Genomic DNA, 16,550 nt, shown 5'->3' with positions numbered 1-16,550 from the left:
TTCCCGGAAATCAGGACCGCATCATTCGAAGCCCAGCCGTTCCATCACCGCCCGGGTCAGTCGCTCGCAGCGCCGCCCGGCGAACGGGAAGGCATCGAGCAGCACAGGGCCGATTTCATCGTCCAGCGCCTTGCGTAGCAGGAGACGGGCACGGTGCAGCCTCGTCTTGACGGTCTCCGGCCGGACGCCAAGCAAATCGGCGGTTTCTTCCATGCTCAGGCCCTCGATGATGCGGGCGACGAAGACCATGCGGTAAATGTCGGGCAAGTTGTCGGTCGCTCGTTCGACAAGTGCGAGAATCTGCCGCTGCGCCATCGCGCGCTCCGGATCATCGTTGGAATTGAGAGGAAACCGGATGATTTGCGCTTCCGGATTGTCAGGCATATCCACTGTGCGACGCTTCTTGCGCAGGCGGCCAAGCGCTTCGTTGATGACGATGCGCGACAGCCAGGTGGCGAGCGTGGATTCGCCGCGAAACGCCGCCAGGCTGGCGAAGGCGCTGACATAGGCCTCCTGGACGACATCCTCGGCTTCGGCGTCGTTGCGCAGAATGCCGCGCGCGATGCGGTAGAGCCTCTGGTTGTGTATTTTCATGATGGCGCGAAAAGCATTCGGCTCGCGCGCCTGCGCCTTGTGGACGAGCAGCATGTCGCCGGAAAGGCTTTCGGCAACCATGGGTGCCGTGGCGGGCGTTGCGAGCTTGCTCATCGCGACCGGATCTCCCCGAACAGGCGCCTCTTCGAACAGGCGCCTCTTCGAACATGCACTTGACTGCACGTTGGATGCGCCTGCCGGCAAAAGGTTCCCGGATCAGCGGGATCCGGGCTCGCTATGCTAGGCCGCCGCCAATCCTTTGTCTGCTGTCTGCACGCGTGCGGCGGCCGCCAGCAGGTCGGTCTGCGTGATCAGGCCGAGAATGCGCCGCTCGCCGTCGACGATCACCACGGCATGGCTGCGGCCGTCGGTCAGCGCCGGAAGCAGGCTCATCGCCGGCGTCTCGGGCGAGGCGGTGCCGGCTTTTGCCATCACGCTCTTCACCGTGTCGACGGCTTTCGTCAGCTCGCGTAGGCCGACGGCGCCAACCAGCCTTGCTTCGGCATCAACCACCGGCAAGGTGCGGATATTGTGATCGAGCAGTTGCCGGCGTGCCTCGTCGGCGGTGGCCTGTTCGGGCACCGAAACCACGTCGCGCGACATGATGTCCTTGCACAGCAGCGTCCGGTGCGACCGCACCATGGCCTGCAATTCGACCTGTCGCAGCAGCCGTTCGAGGTCGTCGCGGTCGATATCGAAGGTCTCGTCGAGCGCCGTCAGCGCCGCGTCGATGTCCTCGGGCCGGAAACTGGCGCGCTGCTGAGCCGGGGGATCGGCGGTACCGTGGCTGTTGGCGGCCGGTGCCACGACATGCGGGTAGTTGCGCCGCGCCAGCTTGTGGAAAAGGTAACCCAGCGCCACCAGGATGGTCGAATTCAGGGCCACCGGCACGAACGGGAACAGGAAGCCCGCGCTGATGACGGCCGGTCCACCGAGCACCGCCGTCAGCGCGGCGGCGCCGCCTGGCGGATGCAGGCAGCGCGTGAACGACATCGCGGCGATGGCCAATGCCACCGCGAGGCCCGAGGCCATCACCGGATCATGGATGAAATGCGCGACGGTCACGCCGACCAGCGCCGATATGGAGTTGCCGCCGATGATCGACCAGGGCTGCGCCAACGGGCTCGCGGGCACAGCGAACAGAAGCACGGCGGATGCGCCCATCGGCGCCACCAGCAGGGCCACATGCGGGCCGCCGCCCATCGCCAGCCCGCTGATCACGCCGGTCAGAGCGATGCCGATCGTGGCGCCGATACACGCCAGGATGCGTTCACGCAGCGTCGCGCCGGCGAGGATGGGGACAAAAAGACGAAAGGCCATCGAGAAACTTTGCGAGGAATGGATCTGTCGAGGATGCGTGCGGCACGCAATGCGGCCGAATTCGCCGATTTGAAAGTCAAACAAATCCGTAAAATCACGGCGCAGGAGAATAATATTGCGCGCCGGCTTTCGCCGGAGTGCTGGCTGCGGCTCCCGCTTTGTCATCAGCGCCAAGGGCTTGCGACCCTTTGCCGGGTCTGTCTGACGTCAGCCCGAGCGCGCCGCCGCCGTAAGTCCGCGCAGGATGTCGGCTTTCAAGTCGTCGACATCCTCGAGGCCGATCTGCAGGCGGATCAACGGACCTTCGTAAGGGCCTTTCGCAACGACGCGGTCGCCAAGCCAGACCGGCACAGCGAGGCTCTCATAGCCGCCCCAGGAGTAGCCGAGACCGAAGATCTGCAGCGCGTCCAGGAAAGCGTGCTGCTCCTTCTGGCCACCGCCGGCAAGCACGATGGAAAAGATGCCGCTCGAACCGCAGAAGTCGCGTTTCCATAGGGCGTGGTCCGGATGGCTGGGCAGGGCAGGGTGGAGCACGCGCGCCACGCCCTTCTGGCCTTCGAGCCACGACGCGATGGCGAGTGCGCTGCGCTGATGATGCTCGAGGCGCACGCCCATTGTGCGCAGGCCGCGCAGCACCTGATAGACATCGTCGGGGCCCGCACAGCAGCCAAGCGTGCAAAAGCTCTCGTAGAGCTGCTTCCAACAGGCCTCAGTGGCCGAGACCGTGCCGAGCAGCACGTCCGAATGTCCGGCCGGATATTTGGTCGCCGCGTGGATCGAGATGTCGACGCCATGGTCGAGCGGCCGGAAATAGAGTGGCGTCGCCCAGGTGTTGTCCATCATCACGATGGCGCCGGCCGCATGCGCCGCCTTGGTGATCGCCGGGATATCCTGCACCTCGAACGTATTGGAGGCCGGCGATTCGGTGAACACCACTTTGGTGTTCGGCTTGATCAACGCCGCGATGCCGGCGCCGACATTGGGAGCATAATACTCTACCTCGACGCCTAACCGCTTCAGCATCGTGTCGGCGAAGTTTCTCGTGGGGTGATAGACGGAATCGACGATCAGCAGATGGTCGCCCGCCGATACGAAGGCGAGTAGCGGAATGGTCACCGCCGCCAGGCCCGATGGCACCACGATGGTGCCGGCGGACCCTTCCAGCGCATCGATCGCCAGTGCAAGGGCATCGGTCGTCGGTGTGCCGCGCGTGCCGTAAGTGTATTTCTGGCTGCGTGCGGCCATCGCGGCGGCATTGGGGTACAGCACGGTCGAGGCATGCACCACCGGCGGATTGACGAAGCCGAAATAGTCGTGCGGGTTGTTGCCCGAATGGGCAAGCCGCGTGTTGATGCCCACCTTGCCGGAACCCTGCTCGCTGCCGTCTTTCGCCATTCTTGGTCGCCTTGTTTGATAAGGCGCTAGCCATAGTGCGGCGTCGTGGGCCGTGCAACAGCCCACTGTCCGCCAGGAATGGACTTCGAATATGCCAATTCCCGGGTCCGGAAGACAGCAAGGGCCTGCTCCTGAATCGGACCGGCCACACGTGCGACCGTGCCTTGTCGGAAGCTTCGTCGTCAGCTGGTGAACCTATTGTAGCCGGCCGTGAAAAGTATATGCTAAACTGCTAATATTAATCGCCGGATGCTTCGATCAGATGCTGCCGGATGGTTCTTGCCGGTAACTTCCTGGTCCCGATCCGGATATCGCGCTCATCGAGAGTGCGGCAAGGGGAGGAATGCCATGCCTGACACCAAATGGACAATGAAGGCGCGCGAATTCATCAACTGCAATTGCGCCTATGGCTGCCCGTGCCAGTTCAACGCCATGCCGACATATGGATTCTGCCAGGCCGTCGCCGGCATGGAGATCGAGACCGGCCATCACGGCGACACCAAGCTCGACGGGTTGCGGTTCGTCGGCATTTTCAGCTGGCCCGGCGCGATCCACCAGGGCAGGGGCGAGGCCGCGGTGGTTATCGACGAGCGGGCCAGCGAGGCCCAGCGTAATGCCCTGCTTCGAATACTGGGCGGTCAGGACACCGAACCGGGCGCGACGATATTCCAGGTCTTCTCGACCACGCTGGAGAAATTCCACGATCCGATCTTCGCCGCGATAGATTTCAAGGTCGACGTCGACGCTCGAACCGGGCGGCTGCATGTCGACGGCGTAACCGACGGCCATGGTGAACCGATCAAGAACCCGGTCACCGGCGCCGAGCACCGGGCGCGCATCGACCTGCCGCGCGGCTTCGAATACGCGATTGCCGAGGTCGGGCGCGGCTGGACCAAGGCAACGGGCCCGATCAAGTTCGAGGTGGCCGACACGCACAGCCATTTCGCCAATCTGCATCTCACGCAGAGCGGCATCGTGCATTGACCTGATGTAATGGGCGAGACGGCTCTCGAGGCAGTGCTGCGGCGCGACCGCGCGGTCGTGGCGGCCGCGCTCGTCGTGATTGCCGTTCTCGCCTGGGCCTATGTTGTTTGGCTCTCCACCGACATGGTCATGTCTGGTGCTCGCGTATCGGACAGTGCGGCCGGCGGCATGGCCGGGATGGACATGTCGAACCTGGACATGGGGAGCATGGATATGGGTGCCGCCTTGGCGCCGGGTTTCCGGGCTTGGGCTTCGGCTGATTTCGTTTTCATCTTCACGATGTGGGCTGTGATGATGGTCGGCATGATGACGCCGTCGGTCGCGCCGATGTTGCTGCTCTATGCCGGCGTCGGCCGCAAGGCGCTGGCGGATGGCCGGCCTGTCGCTTCGACGGCATGGTTTTTTACCGGTTATCTCATCGTCTGGGTCGTCTTCAGCATCGTGGCCACCGGTGCGCAATGGCTGCTCGCCCGTTTCGCCTTGCTCAACCCCGCGATGGCGACCGGCAGTGCGGTCGTAGGTGGCCTCGTCCTCATCGCCGCCGGCCTTTATCAATGGACGCCGATCAAGGGCGTCTGCCTGCGCCAATGCCAGGCGCCGATAGCGTTCCTGGCGAGCCATGGCGGGTTCCGCACCACCGCGCCCGGCGCGCTTCGGCTCGGCATGGATCACGGCGCCTATTGTCTCGGCTGCTGCTGGGCGCTGATGGCCCTGCTGTTTGTCGGCGGTGTCATGAACCTCTTGTGGATCGCCGGCATCGCCTTCCTTGTTCTCCTGGAGAAGGTGGTCCCAACTGGGCAATTGATCCCGCGGGTCTCCGGTGCATTGATGGTTGCGGTCGGCGTCTTTCTCATCTTTCCGGCGCTTTGAGAGTGTGCGCCAACTTTGTCCACAAGCAATATTGACCGGCAATCATGGGGTATCGTCGGCCGAAGGGTATCACGTAACCTCAATGCATTTCGTGCTGAGGGCAGTAACGCTAAGGTATAGCCCGGAACGGATTTTACAGCACCGGCTCACATCCGCGTCAAATGAGCTTTGCCGAGCAAATTTGCGCTTCTGACTAAATCGCGGGCGCATCTGTCTGCAATTCAGGCATTTCAGGCAATCGATTTTCAAACCCGTTGCAATTCGGTCATTTTCCTTGACCTCACGGGAATTATCGCCTTCGATGCTGTTCGTGAATGGGAGGCGGCGCGTCGGTTTGCGATGCGGGGTTTCGGGAATGGGCCGGGATAGGAGCTGCGTTCACAAGGGAAAAAAGATCAGGGTTTTGCCTGAAAAAACAGAAAAGGGTCTGTGGGTTATGAAACACATTGCTATCGGCATTCTTGGCGTCGCCACGCTCGGACTGATGGCGTCGGCGGCGTCGGCAGGCACGCTCGACACCGTCAAGGCGAAGGGCTTCATCCAGTGCGGCGTCTCGACCGGTCTGGCCGGCTTCTCCGCGCCGGACGACAAGGGCGACTGGCAAGGCATCGACGCCGATTTCTGCCGCGCGGTTGCCGCCGCCGTCTTCGGTGACGGCACCAAGGTCAAGTTCACGCCGCTCAGCGCCAAGGAGCGCTTTACCGCGCTGCAGTCCGGTGAGGTCGACATCCTGTCGCGCAACACCACCTGGACGATCAACCGCGACACCGCGCTCGGCCTGAATTTCATCGGCACGACCTACTATGACGGCCAGGGCTTCATGATCAACGCCAAGAAGCTGCCGGGCGTCAATTCGGCGCTGCAGCTTTCGGGCGCCGCCGTCTGTGTGCAGAGCGGCACGACCACCGAGCTCAACCTCGCCGACTATTTCAAGGCGAACAAGATGGAGTACAATCCGGTCGTCTTCGAGAAACTGGAAGAGGTCAACGCCGCCTATGATGCCGGCCGCTGCGACGTCTACACCACCGACCAATCGGGCCTTTACGGCATTCGCTTGACGCTCGGCTCGCCGGCCGATCACGTCGTGCTGCCCGAGATCATCTCGAAAGAGCCGCTCGGACCTGCCGTTCGCCAGGGCGACGACCAGTGGTACCACATCGTCAAGTGGACCTATTTCGCTCTGCTCGATGCCGAGGAACTCGGCATCACCAAGGCCAATGTCGACGAGATGAAGAACTCCGCCAGCCCGGAGATCAAGCGTGTGCTCGGCCAGGAAGCCGATACCAAGATCGGCACCGATCTCGGCGTCTCCAACGACTGGGTCGTCAACATCGTCAAGGCTGTCGGCAATTACGGCGAAATGTTCGACCGCAATGTCGGCTCGGGCAGCCCGCTCAAGATCGCCCGCGGCATCAATGCGCTGTGGACCAAGGGCGGCCTGCAATACGCGCCGCCGATCCGCTGATCGAAATGTGATCCGGAAGGCAGGCACCTGCCTTCCGGTTTCTCTTTCACAGGGGACGTGACATGGCATCGCAGGAAATCCTACGCGAGGAGCCGAGCCGCGGCTCCTTCGTCAATGATCCGAGAATACGCAGTCTCTTCTTCCAGACGCTGGTCGTCGTCTTGTTGTTCGGCTCCATCTGGTGGATCGTGCAGAACGTCATCGACAATCTGCATCGCCTGCACATCGCCTCCGGCTTCGGCTTCCTCAAGGGGCGCGCCGGATTCGACATATCGGACACGCCGATCGCCTATACGTCGGACTCGACCTATGGCCGCGCCATCATCGTCGGCCTGATCAACACCATCATCGTTGCCGCGGCCGGCATCATCACCGCCACCATCATCGGCTTCATCATCGGCATCGGCCGCCTGTCGCAGAACTGGCTGATCCAGAAGATCTGCACGGTCTATGTCGAGATTTTCCGCAACATCCCGCCGCTGCTGGTCATCTTCTTCTGGTATTCCGGCGTGCTCGCCGTACTGCCGCCGCCGCGCGACTCCTATCATCTGCCTTTCGGCTCCTTCCTCAACCAGCGCGGCTTCTATTTTCCCCGCCCGGTCTGGGGCGACGGCTCCTGGCTGATCCTGGTCGCCCTTGTGGTGGGCATCGCCATGTCCTGGTTCGTCGCCCGCAAGGCGCGTCAGCGGCAGATGGCGACAGGCCAGCAATTTCCTGTGTTCTGGACGTCCGCCGCGCTGATCGTCGGCCTGCCGCTGCTCGCTTACGTGCTGAGCGGCTTTCCGCTGAGCTTTGATTTGCCGAAACAGTCAACCTTCAACCTGACCGGCGGCTTCCAGGTCAAGCCGGAGTTCCTGTCGCTCTATCTGGCGCTGTCCTGCTACACGGCGGCCTTCATCGCCGAAATCGTGCGCGCCGGCATCAGGGGCGTCAGCAAGGGCCAGACCGAGGCGGCGGCGGCACTTGGCCTGCGATCCGGGTCGATCTTGCGGCTGGTCGTGGTGCCGCAGGCCATGCGCATCGTGATCCCACCGCTGACCAGCCAGTATCTCAACCTGACCAAGAACTCCTCGCTGGCGATCGCCATCGGTTATCCCGACCTGACGGCGACAGCCGGCACGGTTCTGAACCAGACCGGGCAGGCGGTCGAAGGCGTGCTGATCATGATGATCGCCTATCTCATACTCAGCCTTGTGACCTCGGCTGTCATGAACGTGGTCAACGCCAGAATGGCGCTGGTGGAGAGGTAGAGCCATGCAGGAACATGACATGTCCTGGGTGCGTACCGAGATGGCGCTGGCGCAGCCCGCGCCGGCGAGCGTCAGCGGCCCCATCGCCTGGGTGCGCAGGAACCTGATCGGTTCGGTCGGCGACACCATCCTCACCATCCTCGGCATCGTCATCGTCGCCTGGATTCTGCCGCAGGTCATCAACTGGGCGTTCATCAACGCACAGTGGACCGGGCCGGACCGAACGGTCTGCGCGACCGTTGCGCAAGGCGGCATTCAGCCCGACGGCTGGAGCGGAGCCTGCTGGGCTTTCGTCAACGCCAAGTTCGGCCAGTTCATGTTCGGCACCTATCCGGTCGAGGAGCGCTGGCGGCCGATCCTGGTCGCCATCCTGTTCGTGGTATTGCTGGTGCCGATGCTGATGCCGCGTGTGCCGCGCAAGGGGCTGAACGCGATCCTGCTCTTCCTGGTGCTGCCGATCGTTTCCTTCTTCCTTCTGGTCGGCGGCATATTCGGCCTGCCGCATGTCGAAACCTCGCGCTGGGGCGGGCTGCTGATCACGCTGAGCCTGTCCTTCGTCGGCATCGCCGTTTCGTTGCCGCTGGGGACCGTGCTGGCGCTCGGGCGGCGCTCGAAGATGCCGATCGTCAAGATGCTGTGCGTTATCTTCATCGAAGCCGTGCGCGGCATACCGCTGATCACCGTTCTATTTTTCGTCAGCGTCATGCTGCCGCTGTTCTTGCCGGCCGGCGTCACTTTCGACAAGTATCTGAGGGCGCTGATCGGTGTATCGCTGTTTGCGGCGGCCTATATGGCCGAAGTGGTGCGCGGCGGCCTGCAGGCGATCCCCAAGGGCCAGTATGAAGGCGCCGATTCGCTCGGCCTCGGCTACTGGCAGAAGATGGGGTTGATCGTGTTGCCGCAGGCGCTGAAGCTGGTCATCCCCGGCATCGTCAATACCTTCATCGGTATGTTCAAGGACACCAGCCTGGTCCTCATCATCTCGATGTTCGACCTGCTCGGCATCGTCAAGCAGAACTTCTCGGATGCCAATTGGGCAACGGCGCAGACCGCGAAATCCGGCCTCGTCTTCGCGGCCTTCGTCTTTTGGCTGTTCTGCTTCGGCATGTCGCGCTATTCAATGTACACGGAACGCCGGCTCGACACCGGCTACAAACGCTAAACAAAAGAACAAGGGGACCCCAGCCATGGCCACCGAAAACGCCGTCAGCGCGGAAGAGATCAAGGTCAACGCCGCCAAGATGCAGATTTCCACCACCGATGTCGCCATCGACATCATCGCCATGCACAAATGGTATGGCGAGTTCCATGTGCTGAAGGACATCAATCTGAAGGTGATGCGCGGCGAGCGCATCGTCATCTGCGGACCGTCCGGGTCTGGCAAATCGACCATGATCCGCTGCATCAACCGGCTGGAGGAGCACCAGAAGGGCAAGATCATCGTCGACGGCAAGGAACTCACCAACGATCTGAAGAAGATCGACGAGGTGCGCCGCGAGGTCGGCATGGTGTTCCAGCACTTCAACCTGTTCCCGCATCTGACCATCCTGGAGAACTGCACGCTGGCGCCGATCTGGGTGCGCAAGACACCGAAGAAGCAGGCCGAGGAAATCGCCATGCATTTCCTCAAGCGGGTCAAGATTCCCGAGCAGGCCAACAAATATCCGGGCCAGCTTTCCGGCGGCCAGCAGCAGCGCGTGGCGATCGCCCGCTCGCTGTGCATGAACCCGCGCATCATGCTGTTCGACGAGCCGACCTCGGCACTCGACCCCGAAATGATCAAGGAAGTGCTGGAGACCATGGTTGGACTGGCCGAAGAAGGCATGACCATGCTCTGCGTCACCCACGAGATGGGCTTTGCGCGGAAAGTCGCCAACCGGGTGATCTTCATGGATCAGGGCCAGATCGTTGAGCAGAACACGCCGGCCGAGTTCTTCGACCATCCGCGCCACGAACGCACGAAACTATTCCTGTCGCAGATCCTGCACTGAGCGGACTGACGCCGATTCGAAAAAGCCCGGCCGCGCCATTGCCGGGCTTTTTTGCGTCTGGCTCGTCAGGTAACGATCTTCTCCATTGAGCCGCGAACGGAATCGCGAAGCCGCACCGATGAGAAAACTCCTGCGTTTCCTGGCCCTGCTGGTTGCAGCAGTGGTGCTCGCCGTGGCGCTCGGCACGCTGGTGCCGCGGCCGCTCTGGCCGGCGGCCGCCGCGGGTGAGGGCACGCGGCGCATATTGGTGCTGAAGAACGCGATCCACACCGACATCGCCATTCCGGTGGACGACGAGATGCGCCGGCGCTTCCGTTTCCTGACCGATGCCGGCCTGCCTTCGGGCGCACCTGAAGTGCGCTATATCGTCTTCGGCTGGGGTGGGCGGGCCTTTTACCTGGAAACGCCGACATGGTCGCAAGTGAAGGCGCTGCCCGTATTCAAGGCGCTGACGCTCGACGCTTCGGTGATGCATGTCGACGTCGCTGGCGATATCACCGAGGCGCACCCCGATGTCGCCGGCTTCGACGTGGACAAGGACCGTTTCGCCGCATTGTTAGACTTCATCGAAGCGAGTTTTCAGCAGGGACCGAGCGGCCCGATCGTCATCGACAATGCCGCCTACTCCAATTTCGACCGCTTTTATGAGGCCAATGGCCGTTTCAACGCGCTGATCGGCTGCAATACCTGGACGGCGGCGGCACTGCGCACCGCCGGCCTGCGCACCGGCTGGTGGAACCCGCTGCCGGCATCGCTTGGGTTGTCGATGCGGCTGTATAATTAGCTTTGCCGCAGGCTCCTTTCAGCGACGGATGATCTGCTGCTGTTCCCACCCGTAAAGCCAGTCCAAATCCGCCGCGAGCTTCTCTCCCGGCCGCGTCGCCAGGACCAGATTGCGCGCCAATGCCACCGGTCCCCGGGCGTGCCAGGCGAGGCGGTTGAGCGCGCCGCGTTTCAGCACCTTTTCGATGCGCGGTCGTCTCAGCTTCTCCCACATGGTGAGGCTTTGCGACAGGTCGCCGGGGAAGTCGGCAATGATATCAGCAAGCATCGCGGCATCCTCGATCGCCATGGCAGCACCTTGCGCCGCGAACGGGGTCATCGCATGTGCGGCGTCGCCGATCAGCGCGATGCCGGCTGGCATCGTCCAGGGCTGCTTCCGTTCGACTGTATGGAGTGGCCAGGTCAGCCATGGGCCAGCCAAATCCATCAGTCTTGCAAGGCCTGCGGCTGTGCCGCGCATGGCGCCGGCGAGGATGCCGGGATCGGTGTGTCCGGACCAGCCCTCGGCAATGCGCTCGCCTTTGGTGAAAGCGACAAGGTTGAACGCGTCCCCCTTGCTCACGGAATAGGCCACCAAATGAAAGCCGGGGTGCAGGAAGGTGGTGACGGAGTCGGGGGCGCCGATCGCGGCAAAGGCTCGCCCGGCTTCACTGTCCGCGCTCACCGTCGCGCGCCAGGCCAGTTCGCCGGAGAATTGGCTGTTCGCGAGGCCGGCTCCGCCGCCTGGGCCGGCAAGCCTCCGCACCGACGACCAGACGCCGTCGGCGCCAACCAAAAGGAAACCCGCCGCCTGGACGGGCTTGCCGTCCATCTCGGCGGTCACGGTGATGCCGTGCGTGCCGGCGGCGATGTTGCCGACGCGCGCGCCGGTGGTGAGCTGGATGCCGGGCATTTGCGCGACGCGCGCCATCAGGGCGTCTTGCAGATCCGCCCGGTGCGCCACGAGATAGGGCGCCCCCCAGCGTTCCTCGCCGGCGCCGCCAAGCGGCACGCGTGCCAGTTGGCGCAGGCTCGCGGCGTCCTTCAGCACCACGGCTTCCGGCTTGACGGCATTGGCGAGAAGCGTGTCGAGGACGCCAAGCCGGCGCAGAATGCGCGTCGCGTTTGGCGAGAGCTGGATGCCGGCGCCGGCCGCTTCGAGGCGCTTGGCCTGTTCGAACACCCTCACGGGGTAGCCGCGTTCGGCGAAGGCGATCGCCGCCGTCAGCCCGGCTATGCCAGCCCCGGCAATCACGACCTGCCGGGACCGCGTCTCGCTCATGATCGGGAGGTCAGGCGGCCTGGTCGATGTAGAGGCAGCCCGCCGGCAGCGTTTCCGTCGCCTTCAGCTTCGGCGAATAGCGGTAGAGGGTCGAGCAGTAGGGGCAGACTTTCTCATTGTCGTCGCCCATGTCCAGAAACACGTGCGGATGATCGAAAGGCGGGTTGGCGCCCGTGCACATGAATTCCTTGACCCCGATGTCGATTGCCGGATGGCCCGCATCGTTCTGGAAATGGGGAATGGAACCGCCTGCCATCGTCGTCTCCTTAACGCAGTCTCTTCTGCATCTGGATCATATCAAACCTCTTTGCAAGTTCGATGAAATCAAACTGTCGCAAAAGCCTGTCAGAGAACTGTCGCAAAAGCCTGCCACAGGATAAGTTAAGCCGGTTAACCGGCCGAGGCGGGCGGAAGAGCAGGAATCATGAACGAACTGAAGCCGGTACAGAGCGAATTCAACAACATCACGGCAGCGAGCCCGGAAGGCAATCCGGACCGTTTCGTCAACCGCGAGTTCTCCTGGTTGCAGTTCAATCGCCGCGTTCTCGAAGAATCGCTGAACACCCATCACCCGCTGCTGGAGCGCGTCCGCTTCCTGTCGATATCGGCCGCCAATCTCGACGAGTTCTTCATGGTGCGTGTCGCCGGCCTTGCCGGCCAGGTGCGCGAGGGCATCGTGCTGAAGAGCCCGGACGGACGCACCCCAGAACAGCAGCTCGAACAGTTGCTGCGTGAGGTCGAGCGGCTGCAGGAGGACCAGCAGAAGAGCCTTTCGGCACTTACGGTGCTGCTCAACAAGGAAGGCATCGAGAGCATCACCCGTGATGCGCTGACCAAGGACGAAAGGGTCTGGCTGGAAGAGCATTTCCAGGACCAGGTGTTTCCGGTGCTTACGCCGCTGTCGATCGACCCGGCGCATCCGTTCCCGTTCATTCCCAATCTGGGCTTCTCGATGGCGCTGCAGCTTCGCCACCGCAAGAATGGCGAGGAGATGAGCGCGCTGCTGCGCCTGCCGGTGGCGCTGAAGCGCTTTATCCGCCTGCCGGACCGCAAGAACCATGTCCGCTTCATTCCGCTGGAAGAGGCGGTCGGCCTTTACATCGGAAAGCTGTTCCCAGGCTACGAGGTCAAGGGCTCCGGCACGTTCCGCATCATCCGCGACAGCGACATCGAGGTCGAGGAAGAATCGGAAGACCTGGTGCGGTTGTTCGAAACGGCGCTGAAGCGTCGCCGCCGCGGCTCGGTCATTCGCATCGAATTCGACATGTTGATGCCGGGAGAATTGCGCGATTTCGTCGCCGGCGAGCTTGGCGTCTCATCGAGCCGCATCAGCGTACTCACGGGCCCGCTGGCGCTCAGCCAGATATCCGAGATCGTCTCCGTTCCCCGCGACGACCTGAAATTCACGCCCTACAATCCGCGCTTTCCCGAGCGCATCCGCGAGCATGGTGGCGACTGTTTTGCCGCCATCCGCGAGAAGGACATCGTTGTCCATCACCCCTACGAGTCGTTCGACGTGGTGGTGCAGTTCCTGCGCCAGGCAATGGCTGACCCCGAAGTGGTGGCAATCAAGCAGACGCTCTATCGCACCTCCAATGACAGCCCGATCGTGCGTGCGCTTGTCGACGCGGCCGAGGCCGGCAAGTCGGTGACGGCGCTGGTCGAGCTCAAGGCCCGTTTCGACGAGGAGGCCAACATCCGCTGGGCGCGCGATCTCGAACGCGCCGGCGTGCAGGTCGTGTTCGGTTTCCTCGAACTCAAGACCCACGCCAAGATGTCGCTGGTGGTGCGGCGCGAGGACGGCAAGCTGCGCAACTACGTCCATCTCGGCACCGGCAACTACCATCCGGTGACCGCGCGCATCTACACCGACCTTTCCTTCTTCACCACCGATCCGACGATCGCCCGCGACGTCGCCCAGCTGTTCAATTTCATCACCGGGTATGCCGAGCCGACCGCCGAAATGCGGCTGGCGATCTCGCCGTTCACGCTGAGGAGCCGCATCCTCAAGCACATTTCAGACGAGGTCACCCATGCGTTGGAGGGACGGCCGGCGCGCATCTGGATGAAGATGAACGCGCTCGTCGATCCCATCATCATCGATGCGCTCTACGACGCCAGCCGCGTCGGTGTGGAAATCGACCTTGTCGTGCGCGGCATATGCTGTCTGCGGCCGCAGGTGCCGGGCCTGTCGGAGAACATCAGGGTCAAGTCGATCGTCGGCCGGTTCCTCGAGCACAGCCGCATCTATTGCTTCGGCAACGGCCATGGCCTTCCCTCGGACGAGGCGATTGTCTACATCTCCTCGGCGGACCTGATGCCGCGCAATCTCGACCGCCGCGTCGAGACCATGGTGCCGATCACCAATCCAACTGTGCATGAACAGATTCTGGGCCAGATCATGCTCGGCAACATCATGGACAATCAGCAAAGTTTCGACGTATTGGCTGATGGAACCTCCCGGCGCGTGGTGCTGGAGGAGGGCGAGGAACCGTTCAACGCGCAGGAATATTTCATGACCAATCCGAGCCTGTCGGGACGGGGTGACGCGCTGAAATCGCATGCGCCCAGGCGTATCGCGCAGTTCAAGCGCCGCAAGAAGAACGCCGCCGGCTGATGCTGTCCAATTCCCAGGGCCGGCTGCAGGACCGCCGACCGCTGTCCATCATCGACATCGGATCCAATTCGGTCCGTCTTGTCGTCTATGAGGGGCTGGCGCGTTCGCCGACCACGCTGTTCAACGAAAAGATGCTGGCGGGCCTCGGCCGTGGCATCGTGTCGACGGGGAAGCTCGACCCCGAGGGGGTGGCGCGCTCGATGGAGGAGTTTCGCCGTTTCCGCGCGCTCTCCGACCAGGCCGGTGCCGAACACATGTACGTGCTGGCGACCGCCGCCGCCCGCGAGGCGATCAACGGTCCCGATTTCATCCATCGCGCCGAGGATGTGCTCAAGACCGAGATCCGCGTGCTCTCCGGCCGCCAGGAAGCGCATTACTCCGCGCTTGGCGTCATCTCCGGCTTCCATCCGGCCAACGGCATTGCCGGCGACCTTGGCGGCGGCAGCCTGGAGCTCATCGACATCGACGGCGAGGCGATCGGCGACGGCATCACGCTGCCGCTTGGCGGCCTGCGCCTGCAGGACATGGCGAAGAACTCGCTCGTCCAGGCGCAGAAGATCGCGCGCCAGGAATTGGCCCGGGCCAAGCTCTTGAAGGGTGGGCAGGGCAGGACTTTCTACGCTGTCGGCGGCACCTGGCGAAATCTTGCCAGGCTGCACATGGAGATGACCAACTATCCGCTCGGCGTCATGCACCACTACGAAATATCGGCCGAAAGTGCTCAAACCTTCCTCAAGCAGGTAGCCAGGGGCGAGGTCGAAAAGGTGAGGGGTATCGAGGGCGTCTCCAAGAACCGCCGCTCGCTGCTGCCATACGGCGCTCTCGTGCTGCAGGAAATCATGACGGCGATGCAGCCGTCCAGGATCGTCGTTTCGGCGCAAGGCGTGCGCGAAGGTTTTCTCTATTCGCTGCTCGACGCGGTCGAGCAGAAGGCCGATCCGCTGATCTCGGCCGCCGAGGAGCTTGCGCTTTTGCGCTCGCGTTCGGTCCATCACGCGCATGATCTGGTCGAATGGACAGGCAAGGCCTTCAAGGCGTTCGGCATCGACGAGACGGAAGACGAAGCGCGCTATCGCCACGCCGCCTGCCTGCTCGCCGATATCGGCTGGCGCGCTCATCCGGAATATCGCGGCAAGCAGTCGCTCAACATCATCGCGCATGCGTCCTTCATCGGTGTCGATCATCCCGGCCGCGCCTATCTGGCGCTGACCAACGCCTACCGTCATGACGGCGTCTTCAATGAATTGGTGGCGCCCGAAATCAAGGCGCTGGCGCCGCCGCGCCTGTTGGAGCGCGCCCGCGTGCTGGCGGCGATGATGCGCGTCGTCTACCTGCTGACGGCCGCGATGCCTGGCATCATGCCGAGGCTGAAATGGGCAAGCCGCCCCAACGGCGCGCTGGCGCTGGTGCTGCCGGCTTCGCTTTCCGATCTCTACGGCGAGCGCCCGGCCGGCCGGCTGGCGCAGCTGGCGCGCATCACCAGCCGCCGCCTGGAACTGGCGATCGAGGGCGGGCAGAGCGTGTCGGTCAAATAGTCAAGTCACGCCGGCGCCGATGCCGAATTCCCGCCCATCAAACGACCATGCGCCAGCGCCGGCCATGGCAAGCGCCAGGAAGCCGCCCGCGATGGCGATGTCCTTCATCAGCATCTGCTGATGCATGAAAGCGAGCGTCGCATCGCCGGCGCCTTGGCCGTAATGGCCGATGAAGCCCGCCACGATGCAGAAGGCGGCCAGCAGCAGCGCCACGATCCGTGTCTGGAAGCCAACGAGGATCAGCAGCCCCGCGATCAGTTCGAACAGGCCGGTGGCCCAGGCGGCGAGCGCGGGCAGCGGCAGGCCAAGGCCGGAGAAATAGCTGGTGGTCCCAGCAGTGTTGGCGAGCGCCTGGAAGCCGGACGGCACGAACAGCACGGCAAACAGCAGCCGCGAAACCATAAGCAATGCATTGCGACCCATGGCACCCTCCCTTGCCGGCACGGTCACCGGCGACCATCGCAGTCTACGCCTATGATCACACA

The 16,550-nt window shown here is 63.1% G+C and carries 15 protein-coding genes; 9 read left to right on the top strand and 6 right to left on the bottom strand.

Annotated features, from left to right (window positions below):
• Positions 1-21: 21 nt before the first annotated feature.
• The 3 genes from O7A60_RS21875 to O7A60_RS21865 all read right to left on the bottom strand — a co-directional run bounded on the left by O7A60_RS21875 (position 22) and on the right by O7A60_RS21865 (position 3,309).
• Complete coding sequence (locus tag O7A60_RS21875; protein ID WP_337107971.1) at positions 22-708, bottom strand: RNA polymerase sigma factor; 687 nt, start codon at positions 706-708, stop codon at positions 22-24.
• Positions 709-834: 126 nt separating this feature from the next.
• Positions 835-1,914, bottom strand: a complete 1,080-nt coding sequence (locus tag O7A60_RS21870) for an HPP family protein (RefSeq protein ID WP_337107970.1) — start codon at positions 1,912-1,914, stop codon at positions 835-837.
• Between the two features lie 207 nt (positions 1,915-2,121).
• The gene (locus O7A60_RS21865) at positions 2,122-3,309 is read right to left on the bottom strand and encodes a cystathionine beta-lyase (protein WP_337107969.1); all 1,188 of its coding nucleotides are present in this window, start codon (positions 3,307-3,309) and stop codon (positions 2,122-2,124) included.
• 348 nt (positions 3,310-3,657) lie between these two features.
• Between O7A60_RS21865 and O7A60_RS21860 the strand changes: the two genes are divergently transcribed.
• From O7A60_RS21860 to O7A60_RS21830, 7 genes are all read left to right on the top strand, one after another.
• Positions 3,658-4,293: a DUF1326 domain-containing protein gene (locus tag O7A60_RS21860; RefSeq protein ID WP_337107968.1), complete on the top strand. Its 636-nt coding sequence runs from the start codon at positions 3,658-3,660 to the stop codon at positions 4,291-4,293.
• Positions 4,294-4,302: 9 nt separating this feature from the next.
• Positions 4,303-5,163, top strand: coding sequence for a DUF2182 domain-containing protein (locus O7A60_RS21855; RefSeq protein WP_337107967.1), 861 nt, complete (start codon positions 4,303-4,305; stop codon positions 5,161-5,163).
• Positions 5,164-5,599: 436 nt separating this feature from the next.
• Positions 5,600-6,628 carry an amino acid ABC transporter substrate-binding protein gene (locus O7A60_RS21850; protein WP_027144474.1) on the top strand — a complete coding sequence of 343 codons (1,029 nt, stop codon included), beginning with the start codon at positions 5,600-5,602 and terminating at the stop codon, positions 6,626-6,628.
• Positions 6,629-6,690: 62 nt separating this feature from the next.
• Positions 6,691-7,878, top strand: a complete 1,188-nt coding sequence (locus tag O7A60_RS21845; protein ID WP_140507432.1) for an amino acid ABC transporter permease — start codon at positions 6,691-6,693, stop codon at positions 7,876-7,878.
• Positions 7,879-7,882: 4 nt separating this feature from the next.
• Positions 7,883-9,040, top strand: a complete 1,158-nt coding sequence (locus tag O7A60_RS21840; protein ID WP_337107966.1) for an amino acid ABC transporter permease — start codon at positions 7,883-7,885, stop codon at positions 9,038-9,040.
• A 79-nt stretch (positions 9,041-9,119) separates the two neighbouring features.
• On the top strand, positions 9,120-9,869 hold the full coding sequence (locus O7A60_RS21835) for an amino acid ABC transporter ATP-binding protein (RefSeq protein ID WP_031213892.1): 750 nt from the start codon (positions 9,120-9,122) through the stop codon (positions 9,867-9,869).
• A 118-nt stretch (positions 9,870-9,987) separates the two neighbouring features.
• Complete coding sequence (locus O7A60_RS21830; protein WP_337107965.1) at positions 9,988-10,653, top strand: TIGR02117 family protein; 666 nt, start codon at positions 9,988-9,990, stop codon at positions 10,651-10,653.
• Positions 10,654-10,671: 18 nt separating this feature from the next.
• Here O7A60_RS21830 and O7A60_RS21825 read toward each other — a convergent pair whose 3' ends face one another.
• Positions 10,672-11,913 (bottom strand): FAD-dependent monooxygenase, encoded by a 1,242-nt coding sequence (locus tag O7A60_RS21825; RefSeq protein ID WP_337107964.1) that lies wholly within the window; start codon positions 11,911-11,913, stop codon positions 10,672-10,674.
• A gap of 10 nt (positions 11,914-11,923) precedes the next feature.
• On the bottom strand, positions 11,924-12,169 hold the full coding sequence (locus O7A60_RS21820) for a zinc-finger domain-containing protein (RefSeq protein WP_015318409.1): 246 nt from the start codon (positions 12,167-12,169) through the stop codon (positions 11,924-11,926).
• Positions 12,170-12,337: 168 nt separating this feature from the next.
• Here O7A60_RS21820 and O7A60_RS21815 point away from each other — a divergent pair, with 168 nt between their 5' ends.
• Complete coding sequence (locus O7A60_RS21815) at positions 12,338-14,530, top strand: RNA degradosome polyphosphate kinase (RefSeq protein WP_337107963.1); 2,193 nt, start codon at positions 12,338-12,340, stop codon at positions 14,528-14,530.
• Positions 14,530-16,065, top strand: a complete 1,536-nt coding sequence (gene ppx / locus O7A60_RS21810) for an exopolyphosphatase (protein WP_337107962.1) — start codon at positions 14,530-14,532, stop codon at positions 16,063-16,065. The genes O7A60_RS21815 and ppx overlap by 1 nt, the downstream gene beginning before the upstream one ends.
• Here ppx and O7A60_RS21805 read toward each other — a convergent pair whose 3' ends face one another.
• Positions 16,066-16,488: a DoxX family protein gene (locus tag O7A60_RS21805; RefSeq protein ID WP_337107961.1), complete on the bottom strand. Its 423-nt coding sequence runs from the start codon at positions 16,486-16,488 to the stop codon at positions 16,066-16,068.
• Positions 16,489-16,550 lie beyond the last annotated feature (62 nt).

Source organism: Mesorhizobium salmacidum (SeqCode) (assembly GCF_037179605.1).
GTDB lineage: Bacteria > Pseudomonadota > Alphaproteobacteria > Rhizobiales > Rhizobiaceae > Mesorhizobium > Mesorhizobium salmacidum.
This window is presented reverse-complemented; position numbering and strand designations above follow the sequence as displayed.

What these genes read in the sequence shown, in the direction of transcription:
- O7A60_RS21875 (WP_337107971.1), bottom strand. Translation starts at nt 708, where the DNA reads ATGAGCAAGCTCGCAACGCCCGCCACGGCACCCATGGTTGCCGAAAGC.
- O7A60_RS21870 (WP_337107970.1), bottom strand. Translation starts at nt 1,914, where the DNA reads ATGGCCTTTCGTCTTTTTGTCCCCATCCTCGCCGGCGCGACGCTGCGT.
- O7A60_RS21865 (WP_337107969.1), bottom strand. Translation starts at nt 3,309, where the DNA reads ATGGCGAAAGACGGCAGCGAGCAGGGTTCCGGCAAGGTGGGCATCAAC.
- O7A60_RS21860 (WP_337107968.1), top strand. Translation starts at nt 3,658, where the DNA reads ATGCCTGACACCAAATGGACAATGAAGGCGCGCGAATTCATCAACTGC.
- O7A60_RS21855 (WP_337107967.1), top strand. Translation starts at nt 4,303, where the DNA reads ATGGGCGAGACGGCTCTCGAGGCAGTGCTGCGGCGCGACCGCGCGGTC.
- O7A60_RS21850 (WP_027144474.1), top strand. Translation starts at nt 5,600, where the DNA reads ATGAAACACATTGCTATCGGCATTCTTGGCGTCGCCACGCTCGGACTG.
- O7A60_RS21845 (WP_140507432.1), top strand. Translation starts at nt 6,691, where the DNA reads ATGGCATCGCAGGAAATCCTACGCGAGGAGCCGAGCCGCGGCTCCTTC.
- O7A60_RS21840 (WP_337107966.1), top strand. Translation starts at nt 7,883, where the DNA reads ATGCAGGAACATGACATGTCCTGGGTGCGTACCGAGATGGCGCTGGCG.
- O7A60_RS21835 (WP_031213892.1), top strand. Translation starts at nt 9,120, where the DNA reads ATGCAGATTTCCACCACCGATGTCGCCATCGACATCATCGCCATGCAC.
- O7A60_RS21830 (WP_337107965.1), top strand. Translation starts at nt 9,988, where the DNA reads ATGAGAAAACTCCTGCGTTTCCTGGCCCTGCTGGTTGCAGCAGTGGTG.
- O7A60_RS21825 (WP_337107964.1), bottom strand. Translation starts at nt 11,913, where the DNA reads ATGAGCGAGACGCGGTCCCGGCAGGTCGTGATTGCCGGGGCTGGCATA.
- O7A60_RS21820 (WP_015318409.1), bottom strand. Translation starts at nt 12,169, where the DNA reads ATGGCAGGCGGTTCCATTCCCCATTTCCAGAACGATGCGGGCCATCCG.
- O7A60_RS21815 (WP_337107963.1), top strand. Translation starts at nt 12,338, where the DNA reads ATGAACGAACTGAAGCCGGTACAGAGCGAATTCAACAACATCACGGCA.
- ppx (WP_337107962.1), top strand. Translation starts at nt 14,530, where the DNA reads ATGCTGTCCAATTCCCAGGGCCGGCTGCAGGACCGCCGACCGCTGTCC.
- O7A60_RS21805 (WP_337107961.1), bottom strand. Translation starts at nt 16,488, where the DNA reads ATGGGTCGCAATGCATTGCTTATGGTTTCGCGGCTGCTGTTTGCCGTG.